General features: G+C 40.2%; 21 protein-coding genes. 9 read left to right on the top strand and 12 right to left on the bottom strand.

Annotated elements, in window-relative coordinates:
- On the top strand, positions 1 to 433 hold a 433-nt coding region (locus ABZB17_RS10360), incomplete at its 5' end, for a DUF1080 domain-containing protein (protein ID WP_372649979.1).
- A gap of 75 nt (positions 434 to 508) precedes the next feature.
- Here the strand turns inward: ABZB17_RS10360 and ABZB17_RS10355 are convergent.
- Positions 509 to 1,783 carry a hypothetical protein gene (locus tag ABZB17_RS10355; RefSeq protein WP_372649977.1) on the bottom strand — a complete coding sequence of 425 codons (1,275 nt, stop codon included), beginning with the start codon at positions 1,781 to 1,783 and terminating at the stop codon, positions 509 to 511.
- Positions 1,784 to 1,931: 148 nt separating this feature from the next.
- Here ABZB17_RS10355 and ABZB17_RS10350 point away from each other — a divergent pair, with 148 nt between their 5' ends.
- From ABZB17_RS10350 to ABZB17_RS10335, 4 genes are read left to right on the top strand one after another with little or no spacing between them, the layout of a single operon-like run.
- The gene (locus ABZB17_RS10350) at positions 1,932 to 3,020 is read left to right on the top strand and encodes a hypothetical protein (RefSeq protein ID WP_372649975.1); all 1,089 of its coding nucleotides are present in this window, start codon (positions 1,932 to 1,934) and stop codon (positions 3,018 to 3,020) included.
- A gap of 24 nt (positions 3,021 to 3,044) precedes the next feature.
- Positions 3,045 to 3,893 (top strand): alpha/beta fold hydrolase, encoded by an 849-nt coding sequence (locus tag ABZB17_RS10345; RefSeq protein WP_372649974.1) that lies wholly within the window; start codon positions 3,045 to 3,047, stop codon positions 3,891 to 3,893.
- A 41-nt stretch (positions 3,894 to 3,934) separates the two neighbouring features.
- On the top strand, positions 3,935 to 4,621 hold the full coding sequence (locus ABZB17_RS10340; RefSeq protein WP_372649973.1) for a nitroreductase family protein: 687 nt from the start codon (positions 3,935 to 3,937) through the stop codon (positions 4,619 to 4,621).
- Between the two features lie 17 nt (positions 4,622 to 4,638).
- Positions 4,639 to 5,082, top strand: coding sequence for a DsrE family protein (locus ABZB17_RS10335; RefSeq protein ID WP_372649971.1), 444 nt, complete (start codon positions 4,639 to 4,641; stop codon positions 5,080 to 5,082).
- A 90-nt stretch (positions 5,083 to 5,172) separates the two neighbouring features.
- On the opposite strand, the gene ABZB17_RS10330 is transcribed toward ABZB17_RS10335, so the two are convergent.
- From ABZB17_RS10330 to ABZB17_RS10285, 10 genes are all read right to left on the bottom strand, one after another.
- Complete coding sequence (locus ABZB17_RS10330; protein ID WP_372649969.1) at positions 5,173 to 5,805, bottom strand: NAD(P)H-dependent oxidoreductase; 633 nt, start codon at positions 5,803 to 5,805, stop codon at positions 5,173 to 5,175.
- Positions 5,806 to 5,837: 32 nt separating this feature from the next.
- Positions 5,838 to 6,263, bottom strand: a complete 426-nt coding sequence (locus ABZB17_RS10325) for a MarR family winged helix-turn-helix transcriptional regulator (RefSeq protein ID WP_372649967.1) — start codon at positions 6,261 to 6,263, stop codon at positions 5,838 to 5,840.
- 151 nt (positions 6,264 to 6,414) lie between these two features.
- The gene (locus tag ABZB17_RS10320) at positions 6,415 to 6,825 is read right to left on the bottom strand and encodes a YciI family protein (RefSeq protein ID WP_372649965.1); all 411 of its coding nucleotides are present in this window, start codon (positions 6,823 to 6,825) and stop codon (positions 6,415 to 6,417) included.
- 29 nt (positions 6,826 to 6,854) lie between these two features.
- Complete coding sequence (gene msrA, locus ABZB17_RS10315) at positions 6,855 to 7,394, bottom strand: peptide-methionine (S)-S-oxide reductase MsrA (protein ID WP_372649963.1); 540 nt, start codon at positions 7,392 to 7,394, stop codon at positions 6,855 to 6,857.
- A 47-nt stretch (positions 7,395 to 7,441) separates the two neighbouring features.
- Positions 7,442 to 7,738, bottom strand: coding sequence for a DUF6787 family protein (locus tag ABZB17_RS10310; protein WP_045033339.1), 297 nt, complete (start codon positions 7,736 to 7,738; stop codon positions 7,442 to 7,444).
- Positions 7,739 to 7,792: 54 nt separating this feature from the next.
- Positions 7,793 to 8,368, bottom strand: a complete 576-nt coding sequence (locus tag ABZB17_RS10305; protein WP_372649961.1) for a hypothetical protein — start codon at positions 8,366 to 8,368, stop codon at positions 7,793 to 7,795.
- Positions 8,369 to 8,460: 92 nt separating this feature from the next.
- Positions 8,461 to 9,729 carry a metallophosphoesterase gene (locus ABZB17_RS10300; protein ID WP_372649959.1) on the bottom strand — a complete coding sequence of 423 codons (1,269 nt, stop codon included), beginning with the start codon at positions 9,727 to 9,729 and terminating at the stop codon, positions 8,461 to 8,463.
- A 139-nt stretch (positions 9,730 to 9,868) separates the two neighbouring features.
- The gene (gene rluF, locus ABZB17_RS10295; protein WP_372649957.1) at positions 9,869 to 10,600 is read right to left on the bottom strand and encodes a 23S rRNA pseudouridine(2604) synthase RluF; all 732 of its coding nucleotides are present in this window, start codon (positions 10,598 to 10,600) and stop codon (positions 9,869 to 9,871) included.
- Between the two features lie 123 nt (positions 10,601 to 10,723).
- Complete coding sequence (locus ABZB17_RS10290; protein ID WP_372649955.1) at positions 10,724 to 11,167, bottom strand: DMT family transporter; 444 nt, start codon at positions 11,165 to 11,167, stop codon at positions 10,724 to 10,726.
- Between the two features lie 51 nt (positions 11,168 to 11,218).
- Positions 11,219 to 11,680, bottom strand: a complete 462-nt coding sequence (locus ABZB17_RS10285) for a GAF domain-containing protein (protein ID WP_372649953.1) — start codon at positions 11,678 to 11,680, stop codon at positions 11,219 to 11,221.
- 80 nt (positions 11,681 to 11,760) lie between these two features.
- Between ABZB17_RS10285 and ABZB17_RS10280 the strand changes: the two genes are divergently transcribed.
- The 3 genes from ABZB17_RS10280 (at position 11,761) to hutH (ending at position 15,296) form a co-directional block, all read left to right on the top strand.
- Complete coding sequence (locus ABZB17_RS10280) at positions 11,761 to 12,117, top strand: DUF4870 domain-containing protein (protein ID WP_372649951.1); 357 nt, start codon at positions 11,761 to 11,763, stop codon at positions 12,115 to 12,117.
- Positions 12,118 to 12,202: 85 nt separating this feature from the next.
- On the top strand, positions 12,203 to 13,564 hold the full coding sequence (gene hisS / locus ABZB17_RS10275) for a histidine--tRNA ligase (protein WP_372649950.1): 1,362 nt from the start codon (positions 12,203 to 12,205) through the stop codon (positions 13,562 to 13,564).
- Positions 13,565 to 13,793: 229 nt separating this feature from the next.
- Positions 13,794 to 15,296, top strand: a complete 1,503-nt coding sequence (hutH, locus tag ABZB17_RS10270) for a histidine ammonia-lyase (RefSeq protein ID WP_372649948.1) — start codon at positions 13,794 to 13,796, stop codon at positions 15,294 to 15,296.
- A gap of 58 nt (positions 15,297 to 15,354) precedes the next feature.
- Here hutH and ABZB17_RS10265 read toward each other — a convergent pair whose 3' ends face one another.
- A complete protein-coding gene (locus ABZB17_RS10265) occupies positions 15,355 to 15,876 on the bottom strand; it encodes a thioredoxin family protein (RefSeq protein ID WP_372649946.1) in 522 nt (173 codons plus the stop codon).
- A 194-nt stretch (positions 15,877 to 16,070) separates the two neighbouring features.
- On the opposite strand from ABZB17_RS10265, the gene ABZB17_RS10260 reads away from it, so the two are divergent.
- Positions 16,071 to 16,689 (top strand): NigD-like protein (locus tag ABZB17_RS10260; protein ID WP_372649944.1); only part of this gene is annotated, 619 nt, incomplete at its 3' end.

The following is a 16,689-nucleotide window of genomic DNA, read 5'->3' as shown; positions in this document are numbered from 1 at the left end:
GTGGAGATCTCCTGCCGAAGTAGTTGGCGAAAGCCAGGGACGTGGAAACAGTGGCGTTTTTCTTCAGAAACGTTACGAAGTTCAGGTGTTGGATAATTACAACAACCGTACTTACCGTAATGGCCAGGCCGGAAGTTTGTATAAACAACATGCACCGCTTGTAAATGCCTGCAAAGGCCCGGGCGAGTGGCAGGTGTACGATATTATTTATACCGCGCCACGTTTTAACGACGATGGTACGTATTTTACTCCGCCAACTGTAACCGTTTTACACAATGGTGTTTTGGTTCAAAACAATTCAAAATTGCGCGGACCAACAGAATACATTGGTATTCCTGAATACAGCATTGAAAAACATGGTGCCGATGTTATTCAGTTGCAAGACCATGGAAATCCGGTGAGTTACCGCAATATCTGGATTCGCGAATTGTAGATCAATTCCAAAAGATAAAAGAAAACCGGGAGTTTGTACTTCCGGTTTTTTTATGACATAAACTGTGGATGTGAATCATTCAAATTCTTCAGAGAAAACAAGTTGATCGTTATTGTCCGACAATTTTGCATAGTCAACAGCTCCGCTTCCGGCAAAACGGTACGAAACGCCTTTTAAAGCGCCGTTGCTGTTCTGGTAGGTGGTGGTGTAAATTTTTTCATCGTTCAGTAAAACAGTTACGAACTTATTGCTGATTTCAAGTTTAACGGTGTTCCAGCTATTCAGGTCAGTGCCGAATGCCGACAAATCGTTGTTCGTGCCCATCGCGTATTCTGTTCCGAATTTCTGAAAAATACTTCCAATACATCCCGGGTTTGCTAATTGAATCACATGTCTTCCGTATTCTGCAAATATCGATATTTCGCATATCTGGCAAGCCAGTGCTCCCTCGTCGATGTTGTTTTTAACACGGCTTTCAAATGAAAAATTGTCACTGTCGCCGCTAAAATTTTCGTTTACATAGTAAAAACATGTTGCATGATTGTTCTTCGACAAATCGATATGATGCGCTTTCACCGTTTCCGGCGAAATGTAAATTTGATTGTTATTAATACAGTTTTCATTCACGTAAATCGGGATCAAATCATTTTCTGGATTTTGAATGAGTGATAGCCAGCCGTTGGTTGTAATGTAAACCGGTATTTCTTTTACCAGCTGATCATTGATCATGATCTTTGCACGATGATAGCCCGGGTAATAATATACCGAGGTGGAATATTTTTCGTGCCTTTTAATTTCAGCACGCCTGCGGGCATCCCATGATTGTTGAATAAAAGCACTGTCAAAATCATACATTGATATGTCGTAATCGAAAATAACCGTGTTGGGGACTCCGCTGCTAACATTTGTGCGGCTTGTAAAGCTGGCCTCAGCGTAACTTTGCGCCGGTTTACTGTTGAAAAGAATAACTGCAAACAGGGCCGCAACTATGGCAGTAACCGGGATATACAACACGCGTTTTCGAAGCTTAATATTCAACCTTCTGCTTTTTCTTTTTGCAACAGGTGTATCAGCATGGCTATCTTTAAAATCGTACCAGTCTTTATAATCAAGATATTGTGCCAGCGCGTTTAGTGTATTTTTTTGAGGAATACGTTGAAATTGGTTTTTGGAAATTCTTTTTAGTGTAGAAACACTCAGATTAATACCGGTTTTCTCCTGAATGAGAAGGTTCAGATTTTCATAATCGCGTTGCTGTAATTGTGCCGGATCCTCAACATGCAATTTCTCTGCAATTTGCTGAACAATGATTTTTACAAACTTTTTTTCCTGTTCTGCTTCGTTATACATGGTTCCTAATTTCTGGTTCCTAAAAATAGTAAGAACGATTGATTTTTTAGGTGTGAATGCGTTTTGATTATGTTTTGACTACGGTTTGAATCTTGATTTTCAGTGTGGTTGCTGAAATTTGTTTCATGAATTTAAAAATAAAAAAGCAATGAAAACATTTATAACACTAGTTTTTATGCTGACTAATCTCTCAGTTTTTGCACAGGAGCATGTTAGTCTGAATGGAATCGATTGGATTCTTAACGGAAAAGTAGTACGCGAAAATTATAAAGGAAAAGACTGTTTAAAAACCGATGATGGAGTTGCCATCGCAAGTGATATTTCGTTAAAAAACGGCATCATTGAATTTAAGATGTGTATTCAGCCGGGAAGAGGATTTGCCGGGGTACGTTTTCGTGGCGATGGAATGGGAGATACCGAAGAGTTTTACATTCGCAAACATCAAAGTGGAAATCCCGATGCCATGCAATATACGCCGGTTTATAACGGCAATGCAGGATGGCAGCTGTACTACGGCGAAGGTTATGGCGCGGTAAAACAACATGTTTTTGATGAGTGGTTTCAGGTAAAACTCGTAGTCTCGGGAAACAGAGGCGAGGTGTATATTTCGGATATGCAAAAGCCGGTGTTGGTTATTCACGAGTTGAAGATGGGTGAACGTGAAGGGGAAATAGCCTTTTACGGACCGGCCCGTTTTGCTGATATAAAAATTACGCCAATGGATTCTCCTGAGTTAAAAGGAGAGTTTAAAGAAATAGTTGAAGCGGGTGATGAGGTAATAAATAATTACCAGGTTTCTGAAGCCTTCGATGCCGAAAAGCTGATCAATGAAAACCTGTTACCTGCGAATTTTACCAATAAACTACAATTCAGAATATGGGATACGGAAGCCGATGGACTTTTAAATATCTCGAAAACTGCAGCTTTGGCCGAGAAAAAGAATGCAGTTCTCCTGAAAATCACGATTGACTCGGAAACCGACCTCGTTAAGATGTTGAACTTTGGTTTTAGCGATGTGGCCAAAATTTTTGTCAACGGTAAAGCTGTTTGGTTGGGGGCTGACATTTACCGAAGCCGCGATTATCGTTTTCTGGGAACAATGGGCTACTTTGATTCTGTTTACCTCGATCTGAAATCAGGAAAGAACGAGATTCTTGTTCTGGTAGCCGAGAATTTTGGCGGTTGGGGATTTAAAGCCCGATTCGAAAACCTGAATGGCATCAAAATTCTGAAATGAAATTGAAACCAATAAACCAATACAATGAACAAGCTTATTTTAAAACGAATAATTCTACTGATTGCTTTATTGCTTCCCATTCAGCTATGGGCACAAATACCTTACGGAAACAATCCTGAAACCGGGAAATTTATTCAAACCAAAGACGCTAAAATTTATTATGAAATTTACGGAAGTGGTGAACCACTTTTGTTGATTCATGGCAGTTTGTATGGCTATATCAACGAATTCGAAAATATATTTCCTTTGTTAATTAAAAACCACAAAGTTATTGCAGTCGCGCTTCGCGGGCATGGAAAATCAGAAATCGGAGATCGGGATTACAACTATGATTTATTTGCGCAAGATATGATCGAGGTTTTGAATGCAGAACAAATTGATCGTATTGATATTATGGGATTTAGTTCGGGTGCGATTACGGCTGTTAAACTGGCCGCTGATTATCCAGATCGGGTAATGAAAGTTGTAAGCATTGCAGGAGCACTAAATGCAACTGATAAAAGGCCGGAAACAAAACAGCAACAAAAAGAAATGACTGCTGATGAGTTTATCGCCAACAATAATAAGTTTGTTGAGAACCGTAAGAAGTTGATGCCCGAACCCGATCGTTTCACCGATTTTTACGGTAAGCTTATGAAGGTTGACAGTGATCCCATTTGGATAAGCGAAGAAGCTGCCTCTAAAATTAAAGCGCCGGTATTGGTTGTAGGAGGAGACAGAGATGGGTATTTTCCGGTGGAAGCATTTTTAAAAATGTATGTCGTTATTCCTGAGTCAAAGTTGTTGATTCTTCCGGGAGATGGGCACGTTGCTGCTTCTCAGAATAAGGCAATGTATATCGACTTTGCCCTGCCGTTTTTAGACGCGAATTAAAAATTATAAAACCATTGAAATAACCTTTAAAATTTTAAACAATGAACAGAAGACACAGTTTAAAGGCCGGTGCTGCCTTAGTAACCGGACTAACATTAATTCCGGTTGTAAAATCTGCCGGAGAAAACATAGCCAGCCAGACCGAAGACTCATTTTGGGAGGTCGTTAAAAATCGTCGCTCGGTACGGGCATTTAAATCGGATCCGGTGCCGAAAGCGGATTTAGAAAAAATAGTAGATGCCGCACGAATGGCTCCAACAGCAGGTAACCAGCAACCCTGGAAATTTCTGGTTATTACCGACAAAAATAAAATTGAGGCATTAAAAGCGGAAAAACTGAAAGAAGTTGAGGCTTACCTGACGGATACAAAAAAACTGGAAGGCAAAGAACTGAAGAAGCAAATAAAGGAATATGATAAACAATTGACAAGCGGTTATTTGTCGGCGCCGGCTTACATTGTAGTTCTTACGGATAATAACAGCCGTTATCCGGAGTACAATCACTGGGATGGCCCGTTGGCTGCCGGAAATTTAATGCTTGCAGCACGTGCTCTTGGTTATGGAACAGTGCATATAACCGATTCCATTTCCGAAGAACTTACCCGAAAAGTGTTCAATATCCCTGATCATTATACACGTGTATGTATTACTCCGGTTGGAATTCCGTTTGAATGGCCTGAAAAAGAAAAGCAGCCTCTTGGTGATTTTGTTGTTAGTAACAGTTTCTAAATCTTAAATAAATAAAAATGAAAACACGAATATTTATTGTATTTCTCATCTTGGCGGGATTGTCTTTCAGCGGACATGCAACCGAGCCTGTTGTAAAAACCGAACCTCAGATGGAAGAAATTCCAGCCTCCGAGAAGCTAGTAGTTCTTTGGACCAGCGGAGACAAGGAAGTGGCCGAAAAAATGGTATTGATGTACACCTTTAATTCCAAACGCTTTGACTGGTGGAAAGATATTACCCTGGTGGTGTGGGGACCATCTCAGAAAGTGTTGGTTGAAAATAATGACATTCAGGAATATGTGAAAAAGATCATGGATCAGGGAACTGCAGTAAAAGCCTGCAAAGGCTGTTCTGATATGTACGGAGTTTCAGAGAAGTTGGAAGAACTTGGTGTTGAAGTAAAATACATGGGGGAAATAACTGATTATATGAAAGAAGGACGGCATGTTCTGACATTATAGACTGAAGGGGATTTTCACGCTTTTGTGAAATAAAAAAGACTGTTCCGCTTATGCGGAGCAGTCTTTTCTTATATGCTATCTATTTTCCGATCAATACTCCAATACAAATTCTTCTTTCGGATTACGAACTTTCTTCATTGATGCTAGCCAGTCGCCATCATTATCGCGATATCCCAAAGGAAGCATTGTTACACTTTTTAATCCTTTCGATTTTAAATCAAGCAGGTCATCTAATTCCTCAGTTGTAAAACCTTCCATTGGCGTACAATCTACTTTTTGCTCAGCGGCTTGTGCAATGGCTAATCCAAAGCCGATGTATGCCTGACGGGCAGTGTGAATAAAGTTTTCCTCAGCCGATTGAGGAAGATAAGCTGCTTTTAGTTTGTCGGTGTAAGAGCCAAAACGCCCGCGAGGCAAACCACGCTCATCGGTTGTTCTGTTGTAAATTTCATCAATTCGTTCTTCGGTATAACGATCCCAGGCTGCAAAAACCAACAGGTGCGAACACTCGGCAACTATTTCCTGTCCCCAGGCAATCGGAACGATTTTTTCCTTCAATTCCTGATCGGTGATAACTATTACACGAAACTGCTGCAAACCCGAAGAAGTAGGAGCAAGGCGCGCTGCCTCAACAATTTTATCTACATCTTCCTGTGCTACTTTTTTTGTGGGGTCGTACTTTTTAGTGGCATATCTCCACTGTAAATTTTCTAATAATGACATTGTTTCTTATTTATGACTTTAATAATTGAAGCCTACCTGGCTCTGTTTAATATTTTAACTACTAAATCCTTCAGCTGCATTAAATCCTCCGGTGTAATTCCCATTGCTGTTACAACTTTTTGCGGAACCTCTGCTGCTTTTGTTTGTAATTGTTTACCGCCCTCGGTAAGCGAGATCTCCACTACACGCTCATCCTTGGTGTTCCGTTTACGCGAAATCAAACCTTTTGCGGCCATCCGTTTTAATAATGGGGTGATTGTTCCGTTATCGAGATTGAGTTTATCGCCAATTTCATTTACCTTTTGCGGTTCATTTTCCCACAAAACCATCATTACGAGGTATTGCGGGTAGGTAAGATCGATCTCTTCAAGAATCGGACGATATACGTTAACGATTTCGCGCGATAAGGCGTAAACCGGAAAACATACCTGACTCTTTAATTTTAACTCGTCATCCATTTATTAAAACTTTTGGTGTGCAAATATAGTACAAAATAAAATCGCACACGATAAAATAGTGCAAAATGCAATTGAGTTTAGAAAAGATTAATATTCAAGAAACAGATATGACATCAAATGAAAGAGGGGAGATTTGTGAATTGAGAGGGAATTAGTTGATAACCGTGCCTTTTGCACCCCACCAATAAAAGGCATTCATTTTTAGCCGGTTTGTTTTTACTGATGGATCGTCGCCTTCCAGTTTCAAAGCTTCGTCTACTGTTTGAACATCAAAGATTAATAGCCCCCGATTATTGCCGCCTCCTTCAAACGGACCGGCTACAATAAGTTTACCGCTTTCTGCCAACTTATTTAAGTGTGCCATGTGCATTTGCTGGTAATAGGCTGCTTCAGTTGAATCCTTACTTTTTGTTTCTCCGCTCTCAAGCAGCATAAAAACATAACGTTTCATGGTGTAGGTGGTGTCGCCTTCGGTGTAGGAGAATTCGCGCTGGTCTTGCGCCGAAACAGCAAAGCTAAAGGCAAAGGTGAAAAGGCAAAAGGCAAAAGTAATTTTTTTCATGATTAGCATGTATAGTGAAACGTCAAATACTATTTCAGTTGGTCTTTAAATATCTTCTTGAATTTCTCGAGTTTCGGTGCTACTACAAACTGGCAATAACCTTGTGTTTTATTGCGTGCATAATAGTTAATGTGGTAATCTTCGGCAATATAAAACTTCTCGAATTCAGTAACTTCGGTAACAATTGGTTTGCTGTACACCTCTTCTTTTTCAAAAAGACCGATGACGCTTTCTGCCACTTCTTTTTGTTCTTCGTTATGATAGAATATTGCAGAACGGTATTGCGGACCAACATCGTTGCCTTGTCTGTTCAACGTTGTTGGGTCGTGTGTCATAAAAAACACTTCCAGGATTTCGGAATAGCTCACCACTTCCGGGTCGAAAGTAATTTGCACTACTTCGGCGTGGCCGGTTGTTCCGTCGCAAACCTGCTTATAGGTTGGGTTTTTTACATGGCCTCCGCTGTAACCCGGTTTAACATCAACAACTCCTTTTAACTCCAGATAAATGGCTTCGGTGCACCAAAAACATCCTCCGCCGAGTGTGGCTTTTTGCAAATCTTTACTCATGCCGCTGTTTGAATAAATTAATAATGTGAATATAAGTGCCAGTGTCCTCATTTCTTTTTGGGTATAAATCGTGAAAAGGTTTTTTTCTCAAACTCCCAGGCAAAGCGAAATTGCCCAAAAACAGATGCAATCAGTAAAAATAGCACCTGGTAAGCCGGAACTACGGTTACGATATACAGAGGTACTTTTATCCATAGGCTGGTTGCTTCGGTTATACCCACCAAATCGAAAACTCCTTTGCGCACATAAAGCGCGGCACTTCCGGTAATTGAAAATACAAACAGAATAATTAAAACCTGGAAATTACTGTTCAGGTTCCATCTCTTTTTTAGTCGCTCAAACATTATCTCACTTTTGCTACTATTAACAAAAGAATAGAATGTATGTTTTAAACTGACTTAAATAATATGAGTTTGAAAGATGATGTAACCGTAGATGGCAAATCGTAAAAAGCGGAACAGGGCATATTTCAGGTAGCGTTTTGATGGGTAGCCGGCCGAACCAACCAGCAAACTTATGGCAGCCCAGGGAAGGGGAGTAAGCGCTGCAACAATAATCAGAAACAAGCCATATTTTTTTAGCAAAGGCCATTGTTCTTTCAGCAGGGTGTTTCGGAAACGTTTAAGCCCGTCGCGTTTGTAGAAAAAGCGGCCAATAAGAAATGTGAGGTAACCCATAAAATAGGAAACCGAAGCAAAGAAAGCCAGGTTAATGAAATAATGCGCAATGGTATCTTTGTTGATGGCCCAAATCATAAAAAGTTCGGGAGGAATAATCCCAAAGAAAAATTCGGAGAAACAATACACCAGGTAAACCAATAGGGGTTGGGCATATATTTTATCCATCCAGGCATCGGGAGTTCGCGATATTACAAATTCTTTAAAAAGAAAGTAGGCACCCAAAATTATGAGTAACCAGACAAATCCTTTCAATCCATTTTTAATCAGAAATTGTATTCGCGGACTTAGATTCATAGCTGATTTCGTTTGCACGGCAATTTACAAAATAAAAGACATGTTAGCTGCCAAAACTATGCCAATGTAAGCGAATGGGGAGAAGATTTTTCTTAAGTTAATTCTACCACGGTAATCTCGGGAGGCATGCCAATTCTGCCCGGAAACCCAATATATCCAAAGCCACGGTTGACGTACAAAAATTGTTTTTTCTCGCGGTACAAACCTCCCCAGCGCGGGTATTTATATTGAACCGGGCTCCACTTAATTCCGGCACGTTCAATACCAAACTGCATGCCGTGTGTATGCCCGGCAAATGTGAGGTCGATATCGGTGGACTCCAGTACTTCGGCATCCCAGTGCGAAGGATCGTGGCTCATTAAAATTTTGAATGGCTGATCCTGAGCCTCTATGGACGCTTTTTGCAAATCTCCGTGTTGAGGGAACGGTGGTTTGCCCCAGTTTTCAACGCCAATCAATGCAATTTCTTCGCCGTTGATGCTTAAAGTTTCTGTTTCATTTAGCAATAAGCGGAAGCCAATTTTCTGATGAAATTTTTTGATGGCAGCCAGGTTCTTTTCCTTGGCAGCCGCTGATTCCCATTCCGAATAGTCTCCGTAATCGTGATTTCCAAGCACCGAGTACTTTCCGATTTTGGCTTTCAATTGTGATAAAACAGGCGCCCAACCTTCTGTTTCTTCGGCAAAATTATTTACCAGATCACCTGTAAATAGAAGAATGTCCGGCTCTTGTTCGTTAATCAGTTCAACAGCTTTAGCTACCTGGTCAAACTTTTTGTTAAAGCTTCCCAGGTGCATGTCTGATATCTGTACTATTTTTAATCCTATAAACGATTTTGGCAAATTGTTGAAGGTCAAATTTTCGCGCATTACGCGGTAATTAAATTTCCCTTTTGTAACTCCATAAAGAATCGACGCAAACGGAACGGCTGCCAAAACCAACCCCATTTGATATAAAAACTCTGCTCTCTCCATTTTCCTTCCCGAATTATTTTGTGATAGATCCTTTTTTATTTTTCCCTTAATCCAGTTGAAAATCTTCTGAAAAATCAACTGTATATCTCTTAATAATACAAATACAATAAACACGAACTTCGGGAAATAGAACAATGCAAATGCTGCTACCAGGTAGCCGGCATAAATGTATGCTTCGGATTGTTTTACATGTTTTATCCCGAACATAAAAAGGCAAAATCCGCTAAACACAAGAACTGAAATTGCCCAGAACAAAATGCTTAAGGATTGTTTTATGAATTTATTTCTGAGTTTTGCAAGTAGCGGTTTTATGCCACGGAAGGTGTAAAAATCTACCAATAGCATAAAAATAAAAAGTGGTATTAATAAGAAAATACTCGCTCTCATACAATTACCTCATCGTTTAACTCGTTGCAAATAAACACTTTTATTATTAAAATGTTTTTGATTGAGCGACCAAATTAATCACAAAAAAACTTAAATTTCACAACAAAATATTATGCTTGATAGGAGACCGGAACCTGTCTTAATCTTCAGAAGCTTCTTCAGTTTTGATGGAGTTGGCTACCAGACGATTAATCTCATTTAGTTCACCGGGAGTAAAATGCCTATATTCTCCGCGTTTCAAATTTCCGAGTTCGATATTCATTATTCGTACGCGTTTCAATCGGGTAACTTCGTAGCCCAAATGCGTGCACATTCTCCGGATTTGCCGGTTTAGTCCCTGCGTAAGAACAATTTTGAACGTATAGTCGTTAATGCGTTCCACCCGGCATTTTTTTGTAACGGTATCAAGTATCGGAACGCCATTGCTCATTTGCCGGATAAATGCCTCTGTAATTTTACGGTTTACGTTAACAATGTATTCTTTCTCATGATTATTTCCGGCGCGAAGAATTTTGTTTACAATGTCACCGTCGTTGGTCATAAAAATCAGTCCTTCGCTGGGTTTGTCCAATCGGCCAATGGGAAATATTCGCTCAGGGAAATTGATATAATCAACGATGTTATCCTTTTTGCTGGTGTCGGTGGTGCAGGTAATTCCAACCGGTTTATGAAAAGCCAGGTAAATATTCGGAACCTCTTTCGTGATTAGTTGTCCGTCCACTTCAATACGATCGTTTGAAGACACCTGAACACCAAGTCCTGCCACTTCGCCATTTACTTTAACCTTCCCGCTTTCAATCAGCCGGTCGGCTTCGCGCCGCGAGCAAAATCCGGTTTCCGAAATGGCCTTATTTAATCGTTTGCTTTCCATGCGGTTGCAAAAGTATGAAATAAATAGTTAGCGCCGGGTGATTACTTTTAGTGCAGTTTAATTCAACTGAATCCGAATATTTGGATTCGAATCAGTTGAATACCTTTTACAAGGGTGTATCTGTCAATATTTTTGAATAAGGAAAATGCCAAATGCTAATAAAACAATTCCTCCGATTTTACCCATTGAAACGGGGTGCTGGGCTAAACCGAAAAAACCAAAATGATCAATAACCGAAGCTGCAATGAGCTGCCCGGCAATAGACGCCGCTAAAACGGTGGTGACGCCAATCTTTGGTATGAAAAAGATAACCGACGACACAAAAATTGCTCCCAGCAAACCGCCGGCAAATACATACCATGGAGCCGTATTTAAATGTCCCCAGTTTGGAACTTCTGTTTTGAAAATGAAATTTAATGCGAGAAGTGCCAGAAAACCCACAAAAAAACTTATTAAAGCTCCTTGCATCGGGTGTTTTAAATAGGTAGTTAGTTGGGTATTAATACTTCCCTGAATTGCCAGTAAAAAGCCAATTAGCAAAACAATTGTTGTGTATAATAATTTCATGATAAAACTAAAATTGGGTAATATTAAACCTGGTATGGCAAAATGAGAAGATTAGCTCCAAATGAGCTCCAGAATTTTCTCCAGCCAATGCGCATCAACATCAGTAAAAGCAGCTTTTTCTGAGCTGTCGATATCCAAAACTCCAATTATTTCACCGGCCTTGTTTTTTAGCGGAACTACAATTTCAGAGTTCGAGCGGGCATCGCAGGCAATATGGTCAGGGAAAGCGTGCACATCTTCAACAACAACCGTTTCTTTTCGGTTAAAGGCGGCCCAGCACACTCCTTTATTTTTTTCCAGTATCTGGCAGGCAACCGGCCCCTGGTAAGAGTTAACGGTCATTTCACCATCTTCAATCAGGTAGTATCCCGTCCAGAAAAAGTAATCCATTTTATGGTGCAAAACGGCAATTATGGTTGCCATACGCGCCTGTGTGTTGTTACTTTTTAGTACCAGTTCGCTCAGTTGTTTGTAGATTCTTCCGTATCGGCCTTCTTTTTTTCGGTCTTCCATTTTTATATTAATTCTGCCTTTTGAATTGTTGCACGAATTAACAAAAAATCGTTAGTTTAGTTGATCTAAAAACTAAAAAAATGCACCGAATAATCGAAGATCCGAACGAACGCCAGTGGGGAATGTTAGTACATATTGCTGCTTTGGCCACTTTTATTTTACCTGTTGCCGGAAATATAATTGGCCCGCTTATTATTTATTTAATGAAAAAAGACGAGTACGAATTTGTTAACGAACAAGGCAAGGAAGTGCTTAATTTTCAGATCACCTGGTCGATCATATTTTTCATTTCAATCCTACTTATCATTGTAGGAATTGGCGTTTTAATGCTGGTTGGATTCGGCATAGCCTGGCTGGTTTTAGTTATTGTGGCTTCGGTATCGGCAAGTAACGGAACACCTTATAAATACCCTTTAACCATCCGTTTTTTGCAATAATATTAATTGCAGGTTCATTCCTTTTCGCATCTCTGTTTGTTTAAACAGAAATTCTTACTTTTGCAGCCTCATAAAATTTAAAACGATGGCACAGAAACCTTCGATTCCAAAAGGCACCCGCGATTTTTCACCGTCAGAAATGGTGAGAAGAAACTATATTTTCAATACGATTAAAGATGTATTTCGTTTGTACGGATTTCAACCCATTGAAACACCGGCAATGGAAAACCTTTCAACATTGATGGGAAAATACGGTGAAGAAGGCGATAAGCTGTTGTTTAAAATTTTGAATTCGGGTGATTTTATCTCGAAAGTTCCGCAGGATATGTTGGACGAGAAAAACTCGAATAAGCTTACCACAAAACTTTCGGAAAAAGGATTGCGTTACGACTTAACTGTGCCATTTGCGCGTTATGTTGTGCAATACCGAAACGATATAGCTTTTCCGTTTAAACGTTACCAGATTCAGCCGGTTTGGCGTGCCGACCGACCTCAGAAAGGACGTTATCGCGAGTTTTACCAGTGCGATGTTGATGTGATTGGCAGCAACAGTTTGCTGAATGAAGTGGAGTTGGTACAAATTATTGATGAGGTTTTCCAACGATTGGGAATCAATACAACGGTAAAAATCAACAACCGTAAAATTCTGGCAGGAATTGCCGAAGCCATTGGCGAAGCCGACCGGATGGTAGACATTACCGTCGCCATCGATAAACTGGATAAAATTGGTTTGGAAAAGGTAAATGCCGAAATGCTTGACAAAGGAATTTCGCAGGATGCCGTTGATAAACTTCAACCGATTTTGAAACTGGAAGGAAATACCGTTGAAAAACTGGCGCAGATTGAAACAGTTATTGGCGGAACCGAAATTGGGGCCAAGGGAATTGCCGAAATGCGCACCATGTTTGCGTACCTGCAAAACATTGAGCTGAATACAACCGTAGAACTTGACCTGACTTTAGCACGCGGATTAAATTATTACACCGGCGCTATTTTCGAGGTAAAATCAAACGACGTACAAATTGGCAGTATTTGCGGTGGTGGTCGTTATGACGACCTGACCGGAATTTTTGGTATGCCTGATGTTTCTGGTGTTGGCGTGTCGTTTGGTGCTGAGCGTATATACGATGTTTTGGTTCAACTGGATGCTTTCCCGGAAGAGTCGCTGGAAACTACAAAAGCATTGTTTGTGAACTTCGGAGAGAAGGAAGAAGCTTACTGTTTACCGGTTTTGGCTCAGTTGCGTAAAAATGGTATCAATGCCGAGATTTTCCCCGAAAGCGCCAAAATGAAAAAGCAAATGACTTACGCCAACCGCAAAGACATTGCATATGTTATTCTGGCCGGCGATAATGAAATAGCTGCTCAAAAGTTCACGCTTAAAAATATGGAAACGGGAGAGCAGCAATTGGTTGACGCACAAGAACTGATAAATATCCTTAAATAGCTGATTACTTTGTACGATATTGCTCCAAAATAAGTGGAGCAATGATTGCATCGGTTTCAAACAGACTTGTAAAAACACTTGGTGGAGATGTACGTTTCCCGTGATTGACGTGCATTATTTATGCCCGACTGCCGGCAGATGAATAGGATTTTTCAGCGTATCCGTTATTTACAATTCATCAATTAACAGTTTCTCAATTTTGCAATTTCACCAATTTACAGTTTAAATCATGGCAAACCGTATATTCGAAATATCACCCAAAAACCTCACATTCGATATTATCCAGGATATTCTGGACAACAATGTAAAGCTCAAACTTTCCGAAATATCTGTACAACTCATTCATAAAAGCAAAAAGTACCTCGACAATAAACTGGAAAGAGCCGATAAGCCTCTTTACGGAATTAATACCGGTTTTGGAGCCTTGTGCGATATTGAAATTTCGAAAGACAGCTTAAGTAAATTGCAGGAAAACCTGGTGGTTTCGCACGCCTGTAATATTGGTCCGGAAATACCAGCCGATATTGTGAAACTGATGTTATTGCTAAAAGCTCATGCACTGTCAAAAGGAAATTCGGCGGTGCAACTGATAACAGTACAACGAATTCTTGACCTCTTTAACAACGATGTTTTACCGGTAGTTTGCGAGCAGGGATCGCTTGGTGCCAGTGGCGATTTGGCACCGCTGGCAAAATTATTTCTTCCTTTGCTTGGCTTAGGCGAAGTTAATTTTGAAGGAAAAAAACAACAGGCCGCCAAAGTGCTTGAAAAATTGGGGTGGGAGCCCATAAAACTGGAAGCCAAAGAGGGACTTGCCCTACTGAATGGAACACAGTTTATGAGTGCACACGCCGTTTATACCTTATTGAAGACTTTTCGAATTATCGATCAGGGCGATATTATCGGGGCACTCTCTCTGGATGCTTTTGACGGATTGATTGAGCCATTTTCTGAAAATATCCAACGTATTCGCCCGCATAAAGGACAGGCAGAAACGGCAAAGAATTTCAGAAATGTTTTGACCGGCAGCGAAATGCAGGCCAAACCAAAAGCTCACATTCAGGATCCATATTCTTTCCGCTGTATTCCGCAGGTTCACGGCGCAGTAAAAGATGCGGTTAATTATGTGGCAACGGTTATTGAAATCGAAATTAACTCGGTAACGGATAATCCAACGGTTTTCCCGGATGAGGACCTGATCATATCAGGAGGTAATTTTCATGGAGAGCCGCTTGCTTTATCACTCGATTTTTTGGCAATGGCAATGAGTGAGCTAGGCAGTATATCGGAGCGAAGAACTTACCGCCTGATTTCGGGCGAACGCGGATTACCCGAGTTTTTGGTGGCCAATCCGGGATTAAATTCAGGTTTTATGATTCCGCAATATGCTGCAGCATCGATTGTTAGTCAGAATAAACAACTTTGTACGCCTTGTGTGGTGGATTCTATTCCTTCGTCGAACGAGCAGGAAGACCACGTTAGTATGGGAGGAAATGCAGCAACAAAAACCTTAAAGGTGGTTCTGAATACCGAGAAGATTCTGGCCATTGAATTGTACAATGCGGCTCAGGCAATGGATTTTCGCCGACCAATAAAATCATCGCCGTTTATCGAACGCTTTATAAAAGAATACCGTAAAATGGTAAGTTTTGTAGAGGAAGACATTGTAATGTACGAAGCTATTAATCTTACTATCGATTTTCTAAATACAACAAAATTCGATCGTTTATAAACAAAAAAAGGCTGCCTGAAAATTTTCAGACAGCCTTTTTTCTTTCGCACCTTAATTATTAAAGTGCACTTTTACCTGCTTGCTTATTAAGCAATATGGTATTAATATTTTCTGTAAACATTTTTTTAGTGTCTTCCTTGGTACGCGCAATACCCGAAGCCATCGTTGGTCTTCCTTCCATTGGAATGTAAAGAAAAGCCGGTATACTTTTTACGCCAAACACGGCGGCCAGTTCGCGTTCAACTTGTGTATCAATTTTGTATACAATTACTTCTCCCGAGAATTCTGCTGCCACTTCCTCCAAAATAGGAGCTGCAGTTCGGCAAGGGCCACACCAGTCGGCATAAAAATCGATCAACGCCGGTTTGTCGCCTTTGTATTTCCATTCTTTCGGAGAACTTTCATAGTCCCAAACTTTTTCCAAAAATATGGCTTTGGTTAGCATGGTGGTGGCTTTTCCTGCTTCAGAAACCGATTCAGTTGGTTTTTCGCTATCGTTTTTCTCTGCTTTCGCCGTGCACGAGCTATACCCAAACATCAAAAAGACAGCCATCATAAGTGTGATAAATCTTGTTTTCATTTTATTCTGTTTTTATAAATATCAACCTGTAAGAACAAAAATTTGTTCAAATATATGCAAATATATAGATATTTAAATGGCAAATGCTGTGCCAAATTTTATCTTCCTAAAACTACATTATATTTTAAGTTCTCAACGCAACCTTTTTTCATATTCATTCGTCTATCAGCTGTGATTAAATTAATAAAAGAGTGATGAAAAAATTAGCATTTGGAATTTTAATGGGATTACTGGTAGCTTTTACCAGCTGTTTAGATGACGACGATGGTTATTCGTTGGGCAATTATTGGATTGGGTTTGGAATTTACAACGGAGATGATGCCGGAGCAGTTAGTTTGGTAATGGACAACGGTTCTGTTTTGATTCCTGTCGCTGCATCAAGCCCTGGTTGGTCTTCTCATTTTTCTGATGGCGACCGTGTTTTGGTGAACTATACCATTTTAGATGATGATGATACCAGCAGTGCGGTGGAACGTTACCTTGTAAAGGTAAATGATATCAGCGATGTTTTGATGAAAGGAATTATGGACATTACTGAAGAGATTGAAGACAGTATTGGTAACGATCCGATAATAGTTCAAGATGCCTGGATTTCGGATAGTTTGCTGAATTTTAGGTTGAAATACTGGGGATACAATAAAACCCACTTTTTAAATCTGGTAAAAGAACCGGGAGAATTAACTGCCGATGATCAGCCGTTTCTGCTGGAGTTGAGACACAATGCAAACGACGATCAGGAGTCGATTCCTTATACCGCTTATGTATCGTTTAGTTTGAATAGTTTGCGCGTGGATGGTCTTGATTCGGTACGTT

The organism is Draconibacterium sp. (genome assembly GCF_041583095.1).
Taxonomy (GTDB): domain Bacteria; phylum Bacteroidota; class Bacteroidia; order Bacteroidales; family Prolixibacteraceae; genus Draconibacterium.
This window is presented reverse-complemented; position numbering and strand designations above follow the sequence as displayed.